Origin of the sequence: Faecalicatena contorta, from assembly GCF_003149105.1 — a bacterium.
Taxonomy (GTDB): Bacteria; Bacillota; Clostridia; order Lachnospirales; family Lachnospiraceae; genus Muricomes; species Muricomes contortus_C.
Map to the genome: position 1 here is coordinate 230,003 of NZ_QGDS01000006.1, position 17,135 is coordinate 247,137.

Genomic DNA, 17,135 nt, shown 5'->3' on the forward strand with positions numbered 1-17,135 from the left:
GGGGTTTTGCCGGAGGAGTGAATATGCTGAAAATGATACCCGGGATTATTTCCCCGGAATTAATGAAATATATGATGGAGATGGGACACAGTGATGTGCTGGTTCTGGCAGATGCCAATTTTCCTGCTGTCTCCCATGCAAGGAGATACCTAAAGCTGGAAGGAGTAGAAATCACAGAGCTTCTGGAGGTAATGCTGAAGTATTATCCGCTGGACTGTTATGTGAATGAATCTGCAAAACTGATGAAGCACTTGCCGGATGAGCCCGTTCCCGAAATCTGGAAAGAATATGAAACAATCATAGAGAAAAACAGTACCACAGAAGAATTCAAAAATTTTGGAATGCTGGAAAGATATCAGTTTTATAAGGAGGCAGAAAAGGCCTATGTCATTGTACAGACTGCCACGACAGCCCATTATGCCAACATTATGCTGCAAAAAGGTGTGATTTAATGTCATAAGGGAGAAACAGAATGAAAATAAGTGAAAAAAGTAAATATTTGAAAAAAGCAGGAGATTTATCTTCCCTCTATGGTATCCGGGATATTACATATAATAGTGGGAAAGCAAAAGGCGTACACGCTTATGAAGTAAAAAATGGAAACCAGTTAAACCTTTCAGTATTTGCAGACAGAGGGCTGGATATTCCGATGCTGGAGTTTAAAGGAAAAAATATTGGATTTTTAGCAAAATCAGGGATTTCTTCTCCTTTTTCCTATTGCTATACCCATGATGGGACAGATTCTTTTTTGCGGCAGTTTGCAGGAGGATTTTTAACAACATGTGGAATTACATTTTCGGGGGCTGCATGTGTAGACGAGGGGGAAAAGCTTCCGCTCCATGGAAGAATCAGCAACACAGTTGCCGAAAATGTTTATGTATGCCAGGAAGAGGAGGAGGATGAAGTTATACTAAAACTCTGCGGGGATATCAGAGAAGCCCGGTTGTTTGGGGAAAATATGGTTCTGCATCGGAAAATCCTGGTTTACACAGAAAGTAATCGGGTGAAAATTCATGATATAGTGGAAAATCAAGGCTTTCAAAAACAGCCTGTGCTGATGATTTATCATGTGAATTTCGGGTATCCCATGCTTGATACAGGTGCGAGGATGTATTTTAGTTCAGAAAAGGTACAGCCCCAGACCGAGTTTGCCAGAAAAGGTATGCCTCTGTATGACATCGTGGAGGAGCCGGAGGATAACAGGGAAGAACAGTGCTATTATCATACCGGACAAAAAGATCCTGAGAACAGCTTTGCAATGCTCCACAATGAAAAACTGGAGATAGCAGCCGTTATAAAATACGATGCCAGACAGTGTCCGGTTTTGTGTGAATGGAAATCAATGCAGTCGGGAGATTATGCTCTTGGGCTGGAGCCAACTACAAGTGGAACTAAAGGAAGAGCTGAAGTCCGAAAAGCGGGAGAGTTAAGAGAAATTGGCGGACAAGAGACATGTGAATTTCATCTGGAATTTCTGTTTCTGGACCGGTCCAAGGATATAAAATATTGGAGCTCCCTGTGTAAAGAAAGCAGGAGGCTGCCCGGTGGTTTTTGATGTAAACGTTGTTAAAAAGGGGTAAATTGTATCCTGATAGTTAAAGACAATCTTTTTTTGTGTCTTACTATCAGGGTACAATTTACCCTCATTTTGTTATTGAATGTTTCAGTTATAAGATTTTAAACAGCCAATATGCCAGACCCAGAACCCAGCTTGTAAATATCCCATACAGAATAACCGGTCCTGCAATAGTGAAGATTTTACATCCGATTCCTAAAACCTGTCCTTCTTTTTTATATTCAATAGCCGGAGCCGCTACAGAGTTTGCGAACCCTGTGATAGGAACCAGAGCACCGGCTCCCCCCCATTTTGCTATTTTAGGATAAAGATTAATCCCGGTCAGGATAATACTGATTAATATCAAAAGCAGGGAAGTCCAACCGCCGCATTCATCCTTAGACATGCCCTGAAGCTCGCAATAATTATAAATGAATTGCCCGATTGTGCAGATAATTCCTCCTGTGATAAAAGCCTTTGCCATGTTTGCGTAGACATTGTGTACAGGAGTTTTCTGCTTCACGTAATCTTTATACTGTTTCTCCTGTTTCATTTTTTCAACTTTATCCATACTTATTCTCCTTTATTCAATAACTTACGGTTAGTATTTGGAAAACGGAGGAAGAATATACAACAAATTAATAAATACAAATAAAGGCTGCCGTCTTTATCCCATCTTAATACGATAGCTTATTGCTTTATACGCTCTTTAAGTGGACCGCCTTATAATAGGTATACGATAAAAGCACATAAAGGAGTATATAGAACCTATGAAAGTTCTTTTACATAAACAAAAACAACTGACATCGTTTCAAATTATTATTTTTGGGTTTGCCGGAGTAATACTCACCGGGACTATTTTACTTACACTCCCTTTTGCGGCAGCAGGCGGGCAGCGGACATCTTTTGCAGATGCCTTGTTTACCGCGACTTCTTCTGTGTGTGTAACAGGACTTGTTATTCAAGACACTGCTACATATTGGTCAGTTTTTGGACAGTTTATCATTATGCTGCTAATTCAGATTGGAGGCATGGGCGTTATCACCGTAGCTGCATTCTTTGCCATGCTTTCAGGCAGGAAAATAACTCTTATGCAGCGCAGCACTATGCAGGAGGCTATAGCGGCACCGAAGATGGGAGGTATTGTAAGGCTCACTGGCTTTATCATAAAAACAGCCCTGCTGATAGAGTTTTTGGGCGCAGTGGTGATGGCTCCGGTGTTTTGTCAGGATTTTGGAGTTAAAAGAGGCGTTTGGATGGCATTGTTTCATTCTGTATCTGCTTTTTGCAATGCAGGATTTGACCTGATGGGTGTTTCTTCTCCGTTCTCCTCCCTGACCAGCTATGTTTCCCATCCGGTCATTAATCTTGTGATTATGCTGCTGATTGTGACCGGCGGTATTGGCTTCCTGACATGGGACGATATACGGACAAACCGTCTGCACTTAAGTAAGTATCGGATGCAGAGTAAGGTCATACTATGTACAACGGCCGCTCTGATTCTGTTTCCTGCTTTGTATTTTTTCTTTAGTGAATTTGGCGGTCTGCCGTTAGGTGAGAGGGTATGGAGTTCCTTTTTTCAATCCGTCACACCAAGAACAGCTGGCTTTAATACGGTTGATCTGACAGAAATCAGCGAAGCGGGACAAATGCTGATGATTGTCTTAATGCTGATCGGCGGATCTCCCGGCTCTACTGCCGGCGGTATGAAAACCACAACTGTTGCAGTACTTGTTGCTGTTGCTTCATCAGTATTCTCCCGAAAAGAGTATACACACTTTTTCGGACGGAGTATCTCTGATGAAACAGTAAGAAATGCAGCGGCGATAGTACTGATGTATATTGTGTTGTTTTTAGGCGGTGGAATGAGTATCAGCATTGCGGAGGGACTGCCCCTTGTCCCATGCCTGTTTGAAACGGCGTCTGCCATCGGTACGGTAGGACTGTCACTGGGACTTACCCCGGAGCTTGGCACATTGTCAAGAATTATTTTAATAGCACTTATGTTCTTTGGCAGAGTGGGCGGTTTGACGCTGATTTATGCCGCGCTGTCAGGAATGCATAAGAATACAGCTAAGTTTCCCCATGAAAAAATCACAGTTGGTTAAAGGAGTAAAGTTATGAAATCAGTACTTTTGATAGGACTTGGAAGATTTGGAAAGCATGTTGCCATGCACCTGAATGAACTGCGGCATCAGGTAATGGCGATTGACTGTAAAGAAGAGCGGGTTGAAGCAATTTTGCCCTTTGTTACAAGTGCGCAAATTGGTGACAGTACCAACGAGGAATTTTTATCCTCTCTTGGCGTGCGGAATTTTGATGTGTGTATTGTGGCAATCGGAAATGATTTTCAAAGCTCATTGGAGACAACGTCTTTGCTAAAGGAGCTTGGTGCAAAAAGGGTTATTTCCAGGGCTGCACGGAATGTGCAGGAAAAATTTTTGCTCCGTAACGGCGCGGATGAGGTGGTCTATCCTGAAAAGCAGCTTGCAAAATGGACGGCAATCCGTTACACTTCCGAGTATATTCTTGATTACATTGAGCTGGACAGCGATTATGCTGTCTTTGAGATGAAGGTTCCAAAAGAATGGGCAGGCAGGGCTGTCGGGCAGCTTAATATCCGCACACAGTACGGAATTAATATTATGTCGGTGAAGCATGGCGGGAAAATGGAACTTGCGGTCAATGCGGGAACCGTTTTTACCGGAGAGGATACTTTAATGGTTTTTGGTAAATATAAAGATCTGCAAAAGTGCCTTCACATATAGAGAAAAAGGTATCAGGAGGTGTGAATGTGGGATTGTCAGGAAAAGCCCCGGATCAATTATCGAAATCGGTGTCCTGTGCATCTTCGAACGCAAAGACCGTATGCAGGGCGGCACGAATGGCTAATGCACTCTGGGTTACATTGTACGATATAGGGAAGAGTATACTCATTTTACTGTTGGCAACACTGCTGGGCTTTGTCTTTTCAAAGCTGGGTTTCACCGAGGCAAATATTATAACTGTCTATATTCTTGGAGTTCTCATAACCTCTGTTGTTACAACAAGCAGGATATACTGTTTGATTTCTTCTATTGTCAGTGTTCTGGTATTTAACTTTTTCTTTACTGTTCCACGGTTTACCTTTATAGCATACGATAAAGGCCATCCTGTTACCTTTGTTATTATGTTTACTGCAGCTCTTCTCACAGGGTCTCTTGCCGCAAAGCTGAAAAGCCATGTTAAACAGTCAGCACAAGCAGTCTTTCGTACCAAAGTACTTCTGGATACGAACCAACTTTTACAAAAAGCGGAATCAAACGGCGAAATCATTGATGTAACTGCGAATCAAATCATGAAGCTGTTAAGCCGGGTTGTTGTGATATATTCCATAAAAGAAGGGAATCTGGAGTCTCCCCGCATTATTTGCCCGAAAGAAGATGCAGAGCAGGGGATGGGAATTACTGCTGATGACGAAAGAGCGGTTGCGGAATGGGTGCTGAAAAATAATAAGCGTGCCGGAGCTACTACAGATACGTTGTCGGGGGCAAAATGCTTGTATCTTGCAATCCGCGTTGGTGAAACTGTGTATGGTGTCGTTGGTATTACAATTGATGACCACCCTTTGGATTCCTTTGAAAATAGCGTGATGCTGTCCATTTTGGGTGAGTGTGCTTTGGCAATGGAAAACAAGAAAAATGCACGTGAAAAGGAGCGGGCGGCCGTACTTGCGCAAAATGAGCAGCTCCGTGCCAATCTTCTGCGATCGATTTCTCATGACCTGCGTACCCCTCTGACTTCGATTTCAGGAAATGCCAGTAATTTGATCTCAAATAGTGATAGCTTTGACGAAGCGGCCAAGAAGCGTATTTACACCGATATTTACGATGATTCCATGTGGCTGATCAATCTTGTAGAAAATTTGCTTGCTGTTACACGAATTGAAGAGGGCAAAGTGAACTTGAGATTATCTGCCGAGCTGATGGATGAGGTGGTCACAGAAGCGCTGCGTCACATTAACCGCAAAAGTGTTGAACATACAATAACGGTGGAGAGTAAGGAAGACTTTATCCTCGCCAAGATAGATGCCCGGCTGATTGTCCAGGTTATCATCAATATCGTTGACAATGCCATCAAATATACTCCGGCTGGTTCCCATATTTTAATTACAACCGAGAAAAAGCAAAGTACGGTTATAATGCATATTGCAGATAACGGGCCTGGAATTTCTGATGATGCGAAGCCCCATATATTTGACATGTTTTACAGTGGAATCAACCGAATTGCAGACAGCCGGCGCAGTCTTGGGCTGGGCCTTTCTTTGTGCAAGTCTATTGTAAATGCACACGGCGGTGAAATTTCCGTGCAGGACAATGTTCCTCACGGTACAGTATTTACATTTACATTACCATCCGGGGAGGTAGAAATTCATGAATAAACCTTTAATCTTAGTGGTTGAGGATGATGCATCCGTACGCAATTTAATTACCACCACACTGAAAACCCGTGGCTACCGTTATATTACCGCAAATAGCGGGGAAACAGCTATTATGGAAGCATCTTCCCACAATCCGAATATTATCCTGTTGGATTTAGGACTGCCTGATTTGGACGGTGTGGAGGTTATAAAGCGGATTCGCACATGGACGAATACACCAATTATTGTTATCAGTGCAAGAAGCGAGGACACTGACAAGATTGACGCTTTGGATTCAGGTGCAGATGACTACCTGACAAAACCCTTTTCCGTGGAGGAACTTCTGGCAAGGCTGCGAGTTACTCAAAGGCGGCTTGCCGCCATGCAGGGTGAGTTTTTGGCAGCAGAGTCTGTTTTTACGAACGGCAGCTTAAAGTTGGATTTTGCGGCAGGCTGTGCTTATCTTGATGAGGAGGAGCTGCACCTGACTCCAATTGAATACAAGCTGCTCTGTCTGCTTTCTAAAAATGTGGGAAAGGTGCTGACCCATACTTTTCTTACTCAAAAAATATGGGGCAGCAGTTGGGATAGCGATATTGCCTCACTGAGAGTATTTATGGCAACACTCCGTAAAAAAATTGAACCTACGCCCGACTCTGCGCAATATATTCAGACACATATCGGAGTCGGCTATCGGATGCTCCGCGCCGAATAAAAGGAAATCCAATTTAGAACGTTTATTCATATTGTATAATTTGGAAAAACCAAGACATACTATTCTTAAAATCTGAAAAATTTATAGTTCAAAGAGTACATTAAGCGTATGTAAAGAAAACTCGGAAGAATAAGTATGGAAAGAAGGTAAGAGATGAATCAGGTAAAAGGCATCCAGAGCGTCAGCTTTAGTGAATCTCCCTATCTTATCAGCAGCGGCTCCGTGGTGGGAAGCAAAGAGGCGGAAGGACCTCTTGGAAAATTATTTGACATGACCAACCAGGATGATCTCTTCGGAGCAAAAACCTGGGAGGAAGCAGAGAGCAATATGCAGAAGGAAGCATGTATACTAGCACTTGGTAAGGCACATATCCCTCCGGAAAAGGTGCGGTATCTTTTTGGGGGGGATTTGCTTCGTCAGGGGATTGCGACTTCTATGGGAGTGGAAGCCCTGCAGATCCCCATGTTTGGCCTGTATGGTGCATGTTCTACATCCGGTGAAGCCCTGGCCTTGAGTGCCATGAGTGTGGCAGCGGGGTACGGTGATCACATGCTGGCGGTTACGTCCAGTCATTTTGGAAGTGCAGAAAAAGAGTTCCGCTTTCCTCTGGGATATGCAAGCCAGCGGCCCCTGTCTGCCCACTGGACGGTTACAGGCAGCGGTGCGTTTTTGGTAGGGACAGAAAAAAGCCATATTAGAATCAGCGGAGTAACAGTTGGGAAGATTGTGGATTACGGGCTAAAAGACTCTCAGAATATGGGGGCATGTATGGCGCCTGCGGCGGCAGATACAATTATGCAGAATCTAAAAGATTTTGGTAGAAAAACAGAGGATTACGACAGAATTATAACTGGAGATTTAGGGTATGTCGGACAGGATATTCTGTTTGACCTGATGAAGGGAAAAGGGTGTGATATTAAGGGGGTGCATATGGACTGCGGCATGACTATATATGACCAGCAGGAACAGGATACCCATGCCGGAGGAAGCGGCTGCGGCTGTGCGGCTGTTACTCTGGCTGCATATATTCTGCCCAAGATAAAAAAAGGGGAATGGAAACGTATTCTTTTTGTCCCCACCGGAGCACTTATGTCAACCGTAAGTTTTAACGAAGGTGCCAGTGTACCGGGAATCGCACATGCAATTGTGCTGGAACACTGTTAAAAAATTTACGAAGGAGGTTCTTAATGGATTACATCAAAGCATTCTTAATAGGCGGGATAATCTGTGCTATTGTACAGATTCTTCTGGACCGTACAAAATTGATGCCAGGCAGGATTATGGTACTTCTCGTCTGCGGCGGTGCAGTATTAGGGTTCTGCAATATATATGAGCCCTTTCTGAAATTTGCAGGGGCGGGAGCAAGCGTTCCTCTGCTGGGGTTTGGGAATGTGCTGTGGCAAGGCGTAAAGGAAGCCGTCGATAAAAATGGATTCCTGGGGGTCTTTATGGGAGGATTTAAGGCGAGTGCTATAGGGATTTCCGCGGCTCTTATTTTTGGATACCTTGCTTCCTTTATATTTGAGCCGCGGATGAAAAAATAAAATAAATAGTCTGCGAAATATAGGAAACAGCATGTTCTGAAAGGTTTTTCATTCAGGATATGCTGTTTTTTATATAATATGAAATTGCGTTTCCTATTATATAAAAACCCTCCGGGGGACGCGCACTGCGGCGTAAGAGGTAGATGTCGCTATGCGACCAACCCAGGCGCAAGAGTTTGCTTGCAAACTCTTTATTCTAGAAATAGGCATTTTTTGGTTTTACAAAGATTTAACATGCGTAAGATTACACATTTTACATTTCTTTTATATCATTGTAAATGTGAAGAAAATGAATAAAAAGAACAGTGGGCATACGCCCATAGAAGAGTAGGATCAGGCAAAGGAGATGGAAAAATGAAAATGAGAAAGTTTATCGCAGCGTTATCCGTAATCGGTATGCTGACGGCAGCACTTACAGGATGCAAAAGTTCAGATGCAGCTAAAGATGCACAGACAGATCAAGGTGGTTCCTCATGGGACAGTTCTAATGACATTACGATTGTTTCCCGGGAAGAAGGTTCAGGTACAAGAGGAGCATTTATTGAATTATTTGGAATAGAAGAAAAGCAAGGCGACGAGAAAGTAGATATGACAACAGAAGAGGCACAGATTACAAACAGCACTTCTGTTATGATGACAACCGTAGCCGGAGATGAATATGCAATCGGATACATTTCTCTTGGCTCATTGAATGACACTGTAAAAGCAGTCAAGGTTGATGGAGCGGAAGCTACGGCTGAAAATGTGAAATCAGGTACTTATAAAGTATCCAGGCCATTTAATATCGCAACAAAAGAAAACCTGGACAATGAAGTAGCCAAGGATTTCATAAACTTCATTATGAGTGAAGAGGGGCAGGCAGTTGTTGCAGATAATCATTATATCGCGATGGATGATGTGAAACCTTTTGAAGGCACATCGCCATCAGGAAAAGCAGTAGTAGGAGGTTCTTCTTCCGTATCACCGGTAATGGAAAAATTAATCGAAGCATATAAGGGTGTAAATGCTAATGCAGAGATTGAGCTTCAGACAACGGACTCTACTACGGGAATGACTTCTGCAATCGACGGCAGCTATGATATAGGTATGGCGTCCAGAGAATTAAAAGATACAGAGTTGTCAGAAGGATTACAGGCAACGGTTATTGCAACGGACGGTATCGCAGTTATTGTCAACAATGACAGTACAGTAGATGAATTAAGCAGCGAACAGATAAAATCAATTTACACCGGGGATGCACTCGCGTGGGATGAGGTAATCGAATAAATGAAATCAAAGACATGGAATGAAAAATTCATGCAGGGAGTGTTCTTCACTGCCGCCTGTGCTTCGGTACTGGCGGTAGCTCTCATCTGCATTTTTTTATTTGCAAATGGGATTCCTGCAATGAAGGAAATTGGATTTTTGGAATTTGTGACAGGTGAGAAATGGAAGCCAGGCAACAATATTTATGGAATCTTTCCTATGGTGGTGGGAAGTATCTATGTAACTGCCGGGGCTATTATAGTAGGTGTGCCTATTGGAATATTGACTTCGGTGTTTATGGCAATGTACTGCCCAAAGCAGATTTATAAACCTTTGAAGTCAGCAACGGAGCTGTTGGCAGGTATTCCTTCTGTTGTATACGGATTTTTTGGGCTGGTCGTACTGGTTCCCTGGATCAGGGAGGCAGGAAGAGGCTTGAAGTCAATGGGACTCATCCGCAGCAGCGGAAATGGAAACAGTATTCTTACTGCATCTCTGCTTTTAGGAATCATGATTCTGCCCACTGTCATCGGTGTGACGGAATCTGCTATTCGTGCTGTTCCAAAACAGTATTATGAAGGTGCTCTTGCTTTAGGTGCTACCCATGAAAGAAGTATTTTTAAAGTAATAATTCCAGCAGCAAAATCTGGTGTTATTGCAGGGGTGGTACTTGGTATTGGGCGTGCCATCGGAGAAACTATGGCAGTTATTATGGTAGCAGGCAATCAGGCAAGGATGCCTGCGGGAATTATGAAGGGTGTACGTACTCTGACCGCTAATATTGTAATCGAGATGGGATATGCTGCGGATCTGCACAGGGAAGCACTGATTGCTACAGGAGTAGTATTGTTTGTATTTATTTTGATCATTAATTTCAGTGTGGCCCTGCTGAACAGGAGGAAAGAACGTGAATAATCAATCAACATTCGGACAAAAAATGAAAAGTTATATGAAGCATCCTGCATCATTCTTTACGATGCTGCTGGTTATGCTGGGAGCCCTCCTTACATTTACAATATTGATTTTTCTCATTGTTTATATTCTGGCGCATGGGGTTCCCTATCTGAAGCCGTCATTATTTTCGCTTCACTATACATCGGAAAATGCATCTTTGATGCCTGCTCTCGTCAATACAGTGAGTATGACCTTATTGTCATTGATTATTGCAGTTCCACTCGGCATTTTTGCAGCAATTTTTCTCGTGGAATATGCAAAACGGGGAAATAGATTTATGGGAATCATCCGTCTGACCACAGAGACGCTTTCCGGAATTCCATCTATTGTGTATGGTCTGTTTGGTATGCTCTTCTTTGTCAACACTCTTGGATGGGGATTTTCCTTGTTGGCAGGTGCGTTTACACTGTCCATTATGATACTGCCTCTCATTATGCGTACCACAGAGGAAGCTTTAAAGGCCGTGCCGGATTCTTTCCGTGAGGGCAGCTTCGGACTGGGAGCCGGAAAACTTAGAACGGTGTTCCGCATTGTACTTCCCTCCGCGATTCCTGGGATACTTGCAGGTGTGATTCTTGCGATTGGAAGAATCGTTGGGGAAACAGCGGCACTTATGTATACAGCAGGAACAGTAGCCAATATTCCTTCCAGTGTTATGGGCTCAGGAAGAACCCTGGCAGTGCACATGTATAACCTGGCAAGTGAAGGGCTGTATATGGATCAGGCATATGCAACGGCAGTTGTTTTACTTATTTTAGTAGTTGGAATTAACGCATTATCCAGCGTAATAGCAAAAAGATTAACGAAAGTGTAGGAAGGATAAAAGATGGGAAAAATAAGTATCAAAGATTTGGATTTGTATTACGAGGATTTCCAAGCCCTGAAAAATGTGAATCTGGAAATAGAAGCAAATAAAATTACAGCATTTATCGGACCCAGCGGGTGTGGTAAGTCTACTCTGCTGAAATCTATCAACCGTATGAATGATCTGATTGAGGGCTGTCGGATTGAGGGAAATATTTTGCTGGATAATGAAAACATATTTAACGGGATGGATGTAAATATGCTCCGAAAACGAGTGGGGATGGTGTTCCAGAAACCAAATCCGTTCCCCATGAGTATTTATGATAATATTGCATTTGGGCCAAGAACACATGGGGTACGCTCTAAGGCAAAACTGGATGATATTGTGGAAAAGTCGCTGCGCAATGCGGCTATATGGGATGAATGTAAAGACAGGCTGAAAAAGAGCGCCCTGGGTATGTCAGGCGGCCAGCAGCAGCGTCTGTGCATTGCGAGGGCACTTGCAGTGGAGCCGGAAGTTCTCTTGATGGATGAGCCAACATCCGCTTTGGACCCTATTTCTACATCTAAGATAGAAGACCTTGCACTGGAATTGAAAAGAGACTATACTATTGTCATGGTAACACATAACATGCAGCAGGCGGTGCGTATATCGGACAACACGGCGTTTTTCCTTCTGGGTGAGGTAGTAGAGTATAATCATACGGAGAAACTGTTCTCCATACCTGCTGATAAGAGGACGGAAGACTATATTACAGGGAGGTTCGGTTAGAATGAGAAATAAATTTGACGGACAGTTACAATTGTTAGATGAGTTGCTCACACATATGGGAGAGCAGTGTGAGATAGCGATAGCGAAAGCTACGCGTGCGCTGAAAGAAGGAAGTATTGAACAGGCCCAGGCAATTATAGAAGCTGATGAAGAGATTGACCAGATGGAGAAGGATGTGGAGAGATTGTGTCTGAAGCTTCTCCTCCAGCAGCAGCCTGTGGCAAAAGACCTGCGCAGAATTTCAGCGGCATTGAAAATGATTACGGATATGGAACGTATCGGAGATCAGACAGCAGATATTGCGGAAATTATTATTTCCTCCAAACACAATACTGCAACAGATATCAAACAGATTGGCACAATGGCTGCCGCAGTCAGTAAGATGGTGCGGGATAGTGTGCATGCTTATGTTTCAAACGATTTGGAACTGGCGAAGCATGTGATAGAGGCGGATGATGCTGTAGACCAGTTATTTGATACAATCCGTGATGAACTTGTGGAGTATATCCGTGCGGAAAAAGGTGAGCATGGAAAACAGATTTTTGATTTGATTATGGTAACCAAGTATTTAGAGCGCATTGGGGATCATGCAACAAACATCTCCGAATGGGTAGAGTTTTCTATAACCGGCGTTCACAAAGATGGAATTAAACTGTAGAAAAAATGAAGAAAGATAAGGAAGTGACAAGATGATATATTGCGTAGAAGATGATGATAACATTCGGGAACTTGTAATATATACATTAGAAACTACGGGACTCAAAGCAAAGGGCTTTGCGGAGGGCGGTTCTTTCATGGAAGCTCTGGCGTCTGATGCGCCGGAGCTTATTTTACTTGATATTATGCTTCCGGGTGAAGATGGGCTTACATTGCTGAAGAAGCTGAAAAGTTCTTCAAAAACGAGGGACATTCCGGTTATTATGGTAACAGCTAAGGGTGCAGAGTATGACAAGGTTATTGGTTTGGATTCCGGTGCCGACGATTATCTGACAAAACCCTTTGGAATGATGGAGCTGATCTCCCGGATAAAAGCAGTGCTGCGCCGTTCGGGAAGAGTTTCTGACAAGGGTGATATGAGTGTGTCGGGAGTCCATGTAAATGTAAAGAAGCATGAGGTAACTGTGGATGGAAAACTGGTAGCACTGACCCTGAAGGAATTTGAGCTGCTTGAACGGCTGATGCGGAACCGAAATATAGTGCTTACAAGAAATCAGCTTCTGGAAGATATTTGGGGCTATGATTTTGGCGGTGAAACAAGAACCGTGGATGTTCATGTAAGGACTTTACGCCAGAAATTGGGTGATAAGGGAGAGATTGTTGAAACAGTACGGGGGATAGGATACCGGATTGGGGGAGTTCATGAGAGCTAGAATCCAAAAGAGTATGGTACTTGTACTCTCCATGACACTGCTGATTTCCTACTTGGTTCTTACAGTGGTTATGTATAATCACAATCTGTCCATACTGGAAAGAGAAGTGAGGCAGGATGCAAAGTATATTGGGGCTGCCATTAATACTTTCGGTACGGGTTATTTTGAACATATGGTAGATGTGGATGAGGGAACCCGTGTGACATGGATTGATGCGGATGGAACTGTACTGTATGATTCCCAAAGTAAGGCAGCAGCGCTGGAAAACCATAAGTCCCGGCCGGAAGTGCAAAGTGCACTGTCCTCAGGCTCCGGAGTAGACATACGGTTGTCCGGGACCCTGGGGCGTAAAATGTACTATTATGCCCTGCTTCTCGATGATGGTACAGTACTGCGTGTTGCAAAGATGATGGATGGCCTGATGAGGACTGCAACAAGTATACTGCCGGTGATGAGTATTCTAACCGTATCTATGCTGCTTTTTGCATGGCTGATGTCTAAATGGCAGACAGCAAGATTGATAAGGCCGCTTAACGGGCTGGACATAGAACATCCTTTGGATAATGATATTTATGAGGAGTTGTCCCCTCTTCTGCAGGCGATAAACAGGCAGAATAAGGAAAAGGATGCCATTGCCGACATGCGCAAGGAATTTTCAGCCAATGTATCCCATGAATTGAAGACACCTCTGACATCCATTTTAGGTTATGCAGAAATTATGAAAAATGGGATGGTAAAGCCTGAAGATATTCCTAACTTTTCTGAGCGGATATATAAGGAGGCAAGGCGTCTCATTATGCTGGTGGAGGACATTATCAAATTGTCAAAACTGGATGAGGGATCTGTAGATTCTGAGAAGGAAGAAGTAGACTTATATGCTTTGTGCAGGGAAATTGTGAGCCGTCTTGCACCTCAGGCAAATGCAAAAAAGGTTAGCGTGGCTGTGTCAGGAGAACCTGTAATCTATCGTGGTGTACGGCAGGTTTTGGATGAAATGATTTACAATATATGTGAAAATGCAATTAAATATAATGTAGTGGAAGGCCGGATATCTGTATGGGTGGGAAACACACTTCAGGGACCAAAGGTCAGTGTAGCAGACAGTGGAATCGGTATACCACGGGAACATCATGACAGGATATTCGAGCGTTTTTACCGTGTTGACAAAAGCCACTCGAAAGAAAGCGGAGGCACTGGGCTTGGACTTTCCATTGTGAAGCATGGCGCACTGCTCCATGGGGCAAAAGTCACAGTAGACAGCGAAGCAGGCCGCGGCACACGTATGGATATTCAATTCTAGGTTACAGTTCTGCATCTATATTTGCTGCAGCAGGCTCCGGGGAGATTCAGAAAATTCTGATTTATAAGCCCGGGAGAATGTAGAATAATCTCCAAATCCGCTGGCAAAGCAAGCCTGGGTAATGGGGAGGCCTTCTGAAATCAGTTCTCTGGCAAGCAGCAGACGGCGGTACGTAATGTAATTCCCAATGGTATATCCTGTTTCTGTCTTAAAAAGGCGCATCATATAATATTTGCTGATAAAAAACTCTTTAGCCAGTGTGTCGATGTCGAGACTGTCGGTAAGATGGCTGTTAATATAATGCATAATATTTACAATCTTTGTATTATACAACTCTGTATCCAGGAATTCCACACGATTTTTTATAGCTGCGCGGTTCAATTGTATCATAAATTCCAGAAACAGAATCTTCCGGTAGAGACTGCTGGCATATTCATTATCCTCAAAGGAACGCTCCAGACGGTTCGTAATCTTGAAAAGAGAGCTCTTTTCAAGAGAATGGATCCGAAGCACGTTGGAGTGTTCTTTTTTTGCTTTTTTAAAACAATAGCCTAAATCATATTCTGAAGTCTGATAATCCTCTATAAAGCTGGGGGAGATATAAACAATAATACGCTCATAAGGGAGAACATTGTCAACCCGTATCCGGTGGATGTCATTGCGGTTCACCAATACAATGTCGTAAGGTTCCAATTCGTAGGACTTTCCTTCTACATGATACTGTACCTTTCCTTTTATAAAAATTGTAACTTTAAGAAAATCATGATAATGAAATTCGAACTCTTTGGAAAGATTGTCTCTCAGATGAAAAATACGAAAATCACTGTTTAAATAGCCCCGTTTATTATATTGCTGCATAAATATCCTTTCTTTATCGCGGTTAAAACCTGACAAATACGCCGAAATGTCCTTGAATTTTAATTATAAAGCATTATTTGCAATATGAAAAGCACTTAATTCGTATTATTTGAAGATAATGCCTGATATAATGATAAAAACAGGAGGTGCGTTATTTATGAAAATTACGGTAGAACGTTATCATGGACTTGGAAATGATTATTTGGTTTATGACCCGAACAATAATGAATTAAAGCTGAATAAAGAGAATGCTGCAATGCTCTGCAACAGAAATATGGGACTTGGTTCCGACGGGATTCTGGAAGGTCCGTTTATAGGAGAAAATCATATGTCTCTGCGTATATGGAACCCGGATGGAAGCATAGCAGAGAAGAGTGGAAACGGTGTCCGTATTTTTGCAAAATACTTGAAGGATGCGGGATATGTGCAAAAGAAAAGCTATAAGCTTGTTACAGACGGCGGACTGGTAGAAATCACATATTTAAACGAGGATGGAAGCAGACTTCGTGTCTCTATGGGGAAATTATCATTTTGGAGTGATGAGGTTCCAGTAACTGGGGAACGCCGTGAAGTTATTAATGAAGATATGGTATTTGGGAGAACGCTCTATCCGGTGACCTGTGTATCTGTAGGAAATCCTCATTGTGTCATTCCCATGCGGGAAATTTCAAAACCTTTGGTTTGTAAGATTGGAGGCTATTCGGAGGTTGCAAGGTACTTCCCTGAGAGAATTAATACCGAGATTATGAAGGTAACGGACCAGAACCATATTGAAATAGAGACCTTTGAAAGAGGGGCCGGTTATACAATGGCTACCGGAACCGGGGCATGTGCGGCAGCAGGAGTTGCATATAAGCTGGGACTCACCGGGAACAAAGTAATCGTCAATATGCCGGGCGGAGAATTAATGGTAGAGATAGATGAGAACTGGAATGTATATATGACCGGGGAAGTGTTCTATGTGGCTAAGATTAAGCTGAGTAATGAATTTACAGAGAAACTTCGGATACTGTAAGAGATAAATGTAAAACAAGTCTGCTTCAAATGCGTAAGGCATTAAGTGAGAGGACGCTATATTGAAGGGGTGGATGCAGGGTATCCACCCCTTTTTGGATGTTTTTCCCCGTGTAAAAATTCTGTTTTATCAGAGTGGAATCAGGGGTTGCGGGGAACGGCATATTTGTGCTAACATAGATATAACAAGAAAAGGCAGGTGATGACATGCTGATTGAAATAGATTTTAACAGTAATGAAGCCATCTATATACAATTACGCAATCAAATTGTGATGGGAATCGCCACTTCTACCATACAGGAAGGAGATTCTCTCCCGTCTGTGCGTCAGTTGGCAAATACTGTGGGTGTAAATATGCATACAGTAAATAAGGCGTACAGTGTCTTAAAGCAGGAGGGCTTTATCCAGCTTGACAGAAGGCACGGGGCAGTGATTGCACTGGATATTGACAAGATGAAAGCTCTGGAAGATATGAGGCAACAGCTTATGATTTTGCTCGCAGAAGGCAGATGTAAGAATATTTCCAGAGAAGAAGTGCATAATCTGGTGGACGAAATATTTGAAGAGTATCCGCTTTAACCCAAACCGTGGAGGCAAAAGGATAT

General features: G+C 43.0%; 19 protein-coding genes. 17 read left to right on the forward strand and 2 right to left on the reverse strand.

Annotated elements, in window-relative coordinates; translation table 11 throughout:
* Positions 1-23: 23 nt before the first annotated feature.
* Both A8805_RS12090 and A8805_RS12095 read left to right on the forward strand, forming a co-directional pair.
* Complete coding sequence (locus A8805_RS12090; protein ID WP_109711458.1) at positions 24-452, forward strand: RbsD/FucU family protein; 429 nt, start codon at positions 24-26, stop codon at positions 450-452.
* Between the two features lie 20 nt (positions 453-472).
* Entirely contained in the window at positions 473-1,555 is a 1,083-nt protein-coding gene (locus A8805_RS12095) for an aldose 1-epimerase family protein (protein ID WP_109711460.1), read from the forward strand.
* A 112-nt stretch (positions 1,556-1,667) separates the two neighbouring features.
* Here the strand turns inward: A8805_RS12095 and A8805_RS12100 are convergent, their stop codons facing one another.
* Positions 1,668-2,126: a SpoVA/SpoVAEb family sporulation membrane protein gene (locus tag A8805_RS12100; protein WP_109711462.1), complete on the reverse strand. Its 459-nt coding sequence runs from the start codon at positions 2,124-2,126 to the stop codon at positions 1,668-1,670.
* Positions 2,127-2,325: 199 nt separating this feature from the next.
* Here A8805_RS12100 and A8805_RS12105 point away from each other — a divergent pair, with 199 nt between their 5' ends.
* The 13 genes from A8805_RS12105 to A8805_RS12170 all read left to right on the forward strand — a co-directional run bounded on the left by A8805_RS12105 (position 2,326) and on the right by A8805_RS12170 (position 14,658).
* The gene (locus A8805_RS12105; protein ID WP_109711464.1) at positions 2,326-3,663 is read left to right on the forward strand and encodes a TrkH family potassium uptake protein; all 1,338 of its coding nucleotides are present in this window, start codon (positions 2,326-2,328) and stop codon (positions 3,661-3,663) included.
* A gap of 12 nt (positions 3,664-3,675) precedes the next feature.
* Entirely contained in the window at positions 3,676-4,323 is a 648-nt protein-coding gene (locus tag A8805_RS12110; RefSeq protein WP_109711466.1) for a potassium channel family protein, read from the forward strand.
* A 26-nt stretch (positions 4,324-4,349) separates the two neighbouring features.
* Entirely contained in the window at positions 4,350-5,975 is a 1,626-nt protein-coding gene (locus tag A8805_RS12115) for a DUF4118 domain-containing protein (RefSeq protein WP_330405934.1), read from the forward strand.
* Positions 5,968-6,669: a response regulator gene (locus A8805_RS12120; RefSeq protein WP_109711468.1), complete on the forward strand. Its 702-nt coding sequence runs from the start codon at positions 5,968-5,970 to the stop codon at positions 6,667-6,669. The genes A8805_RS12115 and A8805_RS12120 overlap by 8 nt, the downstream gene beginning before the upstream one ends.
* Before the next feature lie 153 nt (positions 6,670-6,822).
* Positions 6,823-7,833: a stage V sporulation protein AD gene (locus A8805_RS12125; RefSeq protein WP_109711470.1), complete on the forward strand. Its 1,011-nt coding sequence runs from the start codon at positions 6,823-6,825 to the stop codon at positions 7,831-7,833.
* Positions 7,834-7,856: 23 nt separating this feature from the next.
* Complete coding sequence (spoVAE, locus tag A8805_RS12130) at positions 7,857-8,213, forward strand: stage V sporulation protein AE (RefSeq protein ID WP_109711476.1); 357 nt, start codon at positions 7,857-7,859, stop codon at positions 8,211-8,213.
* A 354-nt stretch (positions 8,214-8,567) separates the two neighbouring features.
* On the forward strand, positions 8,568-9,479 hold the full coding sequence (locus A8805_RS12140) for a substrate-binding domain-containing protein (protein WP_109711480.1): 912 nt from the start codon (positions 8,568-8,570) through the stop codon (positions 9,477-9,479).
* Positions 9,480-10,373: a phosphate ABC transporter permease subunit PstC gene (pstC, locus tag A8805_RS12145; RefSeq protein WP_109711482.1), complete on the forward strand. Its 894-nt coding sequence runs from the start codon at positions 9,480-9,482 to the stop codon at positions 10,371-10,373. It abuts the gene before it with no gap.
* A gap of 22 nt (positions 10,374-10,395) precedes the next feature.
* The gene (gene pstA / locus A8805_RS12150) at positions 10,396-11,226 is read left to right on the forward strand and encodes a phosphate ABC transporter permease PstA (RefSeq protein WP_420319471.1); all 831 of its coding nucleotides are present in this window, start codon (positions 10,396-10,398) and stop codon (positions 11,224-11,226) included.
* A gap of 12 nt (positions 11,227-11,238) precedes the next feature.
* Positions 11,239-11,988 (forward strand): phosphate ABC transporter ATP-binding protein PstB, encoded by a 750-nt coding sequence (pstB, locus tag A8805_RS12155; RefSeq protein ID WP_109711486.1) that lies wholly within the window; start codon positions 11,239-11,241, stop codon positions 11,986-11,988.
* Position 11,989: 1 nt separating this feature from the next.
* Positions 11,990-12,646 carry a phosphate signaling complex protein PhoU gene (gene phoU / locus A8805_RS12160; protein WP_109711488.1) on the forward strand — a complete coding sequence of 219 codons (657 nt, stop codon included), beginning with the start codon at positions 11,990-11,992 and terminating at the stop codon, positions 12,644-12,646.
* A gap of 31 nt (positions 12,647-12,677) precedes the next feature.
* A complete protein-coding gene (locus A8805_RS12165; RefSeq protein ID WP_109711490.1) occupies positions 12,678-13,358 on the forward strand; it encodes a response regulator transcription factor in 681 nt (226 codons plus the stop codon).
* Positions 13,348-14,658: a sensor histidine kinase gene (locus A8805_RS12170; protein ID WP_109711492.1), complete on the forward strand. Its 1,311-nt coding sequence runs from the start codon at positions 13,348-13,350 to the stop codon at positions 14,656-14,658. The genes A8805_RS12165 and A8805_RS12170 overlap by 11 nt, the downstream gene beginning before the upstream one ends.
* A gap of 15 nt (positions 14,659-14,673) precedes the next feature.
* Here A8805_RS12170 and A8805_RS12175 read toward each other — a convergent pair whose 3' ends face one another.
* Positions 14,674-15,516: an AraC family transcriptional regulator gene (locus A8805_RS12175; protein ID WP_109711494.1), complete on the reverse strand. Its 843-nt coding sequence runs from the start codon at positions 15,514-15,516 to the stop codon at positions 14,674-14,676.
* Between the two features lie 157 nt (positions 15,517-15,673).
* On the opposite strand from A8805_RS12175, the gene dapF reads away from it, so the two are divergent.
* Together dapF and A8805_RS12185 are read left to right on the forward strand one after the other, a co-directional pair.
* On the forward strand, positions 15,674-16,531 hold the full coding sequence (gene dapF, locus A8805_RS12180) for a diaminopimelate epimerase (RefSeq protein ID WP_109711496.1): 858 nt from the start codon (positions 15,674-15,676) through the stop codon (positions 16,529-16,531).
* A gap of 206 nt (positions 16,532-16,737) precedes the next feature.
* Positions 16,738-17,109, forward strand: coding sequence for a GntR family transcriptional regulator (locus A8805_RS12185; protein ID WP_109711498.1), 372 nt, complete (start codon positions 16,738-16,740; stop codon positions 17,107-17,109).
* Positions 17,110-17,135 lie beyond the last annotated feature (26 nt).

Coding starts and splice junctions, on each gene's coding strand:
- A8805_RS12090 (WP_109711458.1), top strand. CDS start 24: ATGCTGAAAATGATACCCGGGATTATTTCCCCGGAATTAATGAAATAT.
- A8805_RS12095 (WP_109711460.1), top strand. CDS start 473: ATGAAAATAAGTGAAAAAAGTAAATATTTGAAAAAAGCAGGAGATTTA.
- A8805_RS12100 (WP_109711462.1), bottom strand. CDS start 2,126: ATGGATAAAGTTGAAAAAATGAAACAGGAGAAACAGTATAAAGATTAC.
- A8805_RS12105 (WP_109711464.1), top strand. CDS start 2,326: ATGAAAGTTCTTTTACATAAACAAAAACAACTGACATCGTTTCAAATT.
- A8805_RS12110 (WP_109711466.1), top strand. CDS start 3,676: ATGAAATCAGTACTTTTGATAGGACTTGGAAGATTTGGAAAGCATGTT.
- A8805_RS12120 (WP_109711468.1), top strand. CDS start 5,968: ATGAATAAACCTTTAATCTTAGTGGTTGAGGATGATGCATCCGTACGC.
- A8805_RS12125 (WP_109711470.1), top strand. CDS start 6,823: ATGAATCAGGTAAAAGGCATCCAGAGCGTCAGCTTTAGTGAATCTCCC.
- spoVAE (WP_109711476.1), top strand. CDS start 7,857: ATGGATTACATCAAAGCATTCTTAATAGGCGGGATAATCTGTGCTATT.
- A8805_RS12140 (WP_109711480.1), top strand. CDS start 8,568: ATGAAAATGAGAAAGTTTATCGCAGCGTTATCCGTAATCGGTATGCTG.
- pstC (WP_109711482.1), top strand. CDS start 9,480: ATGAAATCAAAGACATGGAATGAAAAATTCATGCAGGGAGTGTTCTTC.
- pstA (WP_420319471.1), top strand. CDS start 10,396: ATGAAAAGTTATATGAAGCATCCTGCATCATTCTTTACGATGCTGCTG.
- pstB (WP_109711486.1), top strand. CDS start 11,239: ATGGGAAAAATAAGTATCAAAGATTTGGATTTGTATTACGAGGATTTC.
- phoU (WP_109711488.1), top strand. CDS start 11,990: ATGAGAAATAAATTTGACGGACAGTTACAATTGTTAGATGAGTTGCTC.
- A8805_RS12165 (WP_109711490.1), top strand. CDS start 12,678: ATGATATATTGCGTAGAAGATGATGATAACATTCGGGAACTTGTAATA.
- A8805_RS12170 (WP_109711492.1), top strand. CDS start 13,348: ATGAGAGCTAGAATCCAAAAGAGTATGGTACTTGTACTCTCCATGACA.
- A8805_RS12175 (WP_109711494.1), bottom strand. CDS start 15,516: ATGCAGCAATATAATAAACGGGGCTATTTAAACAGTGATTTTCGTATT.
- dapF (WP_109711496.1), top strand. CDS start 15,674: ATGAAAATTACGGTAGAACGTTATCATGGACTTGGAAATGATTATTTG.
- A8805_RS12185 (WP_109711498.1), top strand. CDS start 16,738: ATGCTGATTGAAATAGATTTTAACAGTAATGAAGCCATCTATATACAA.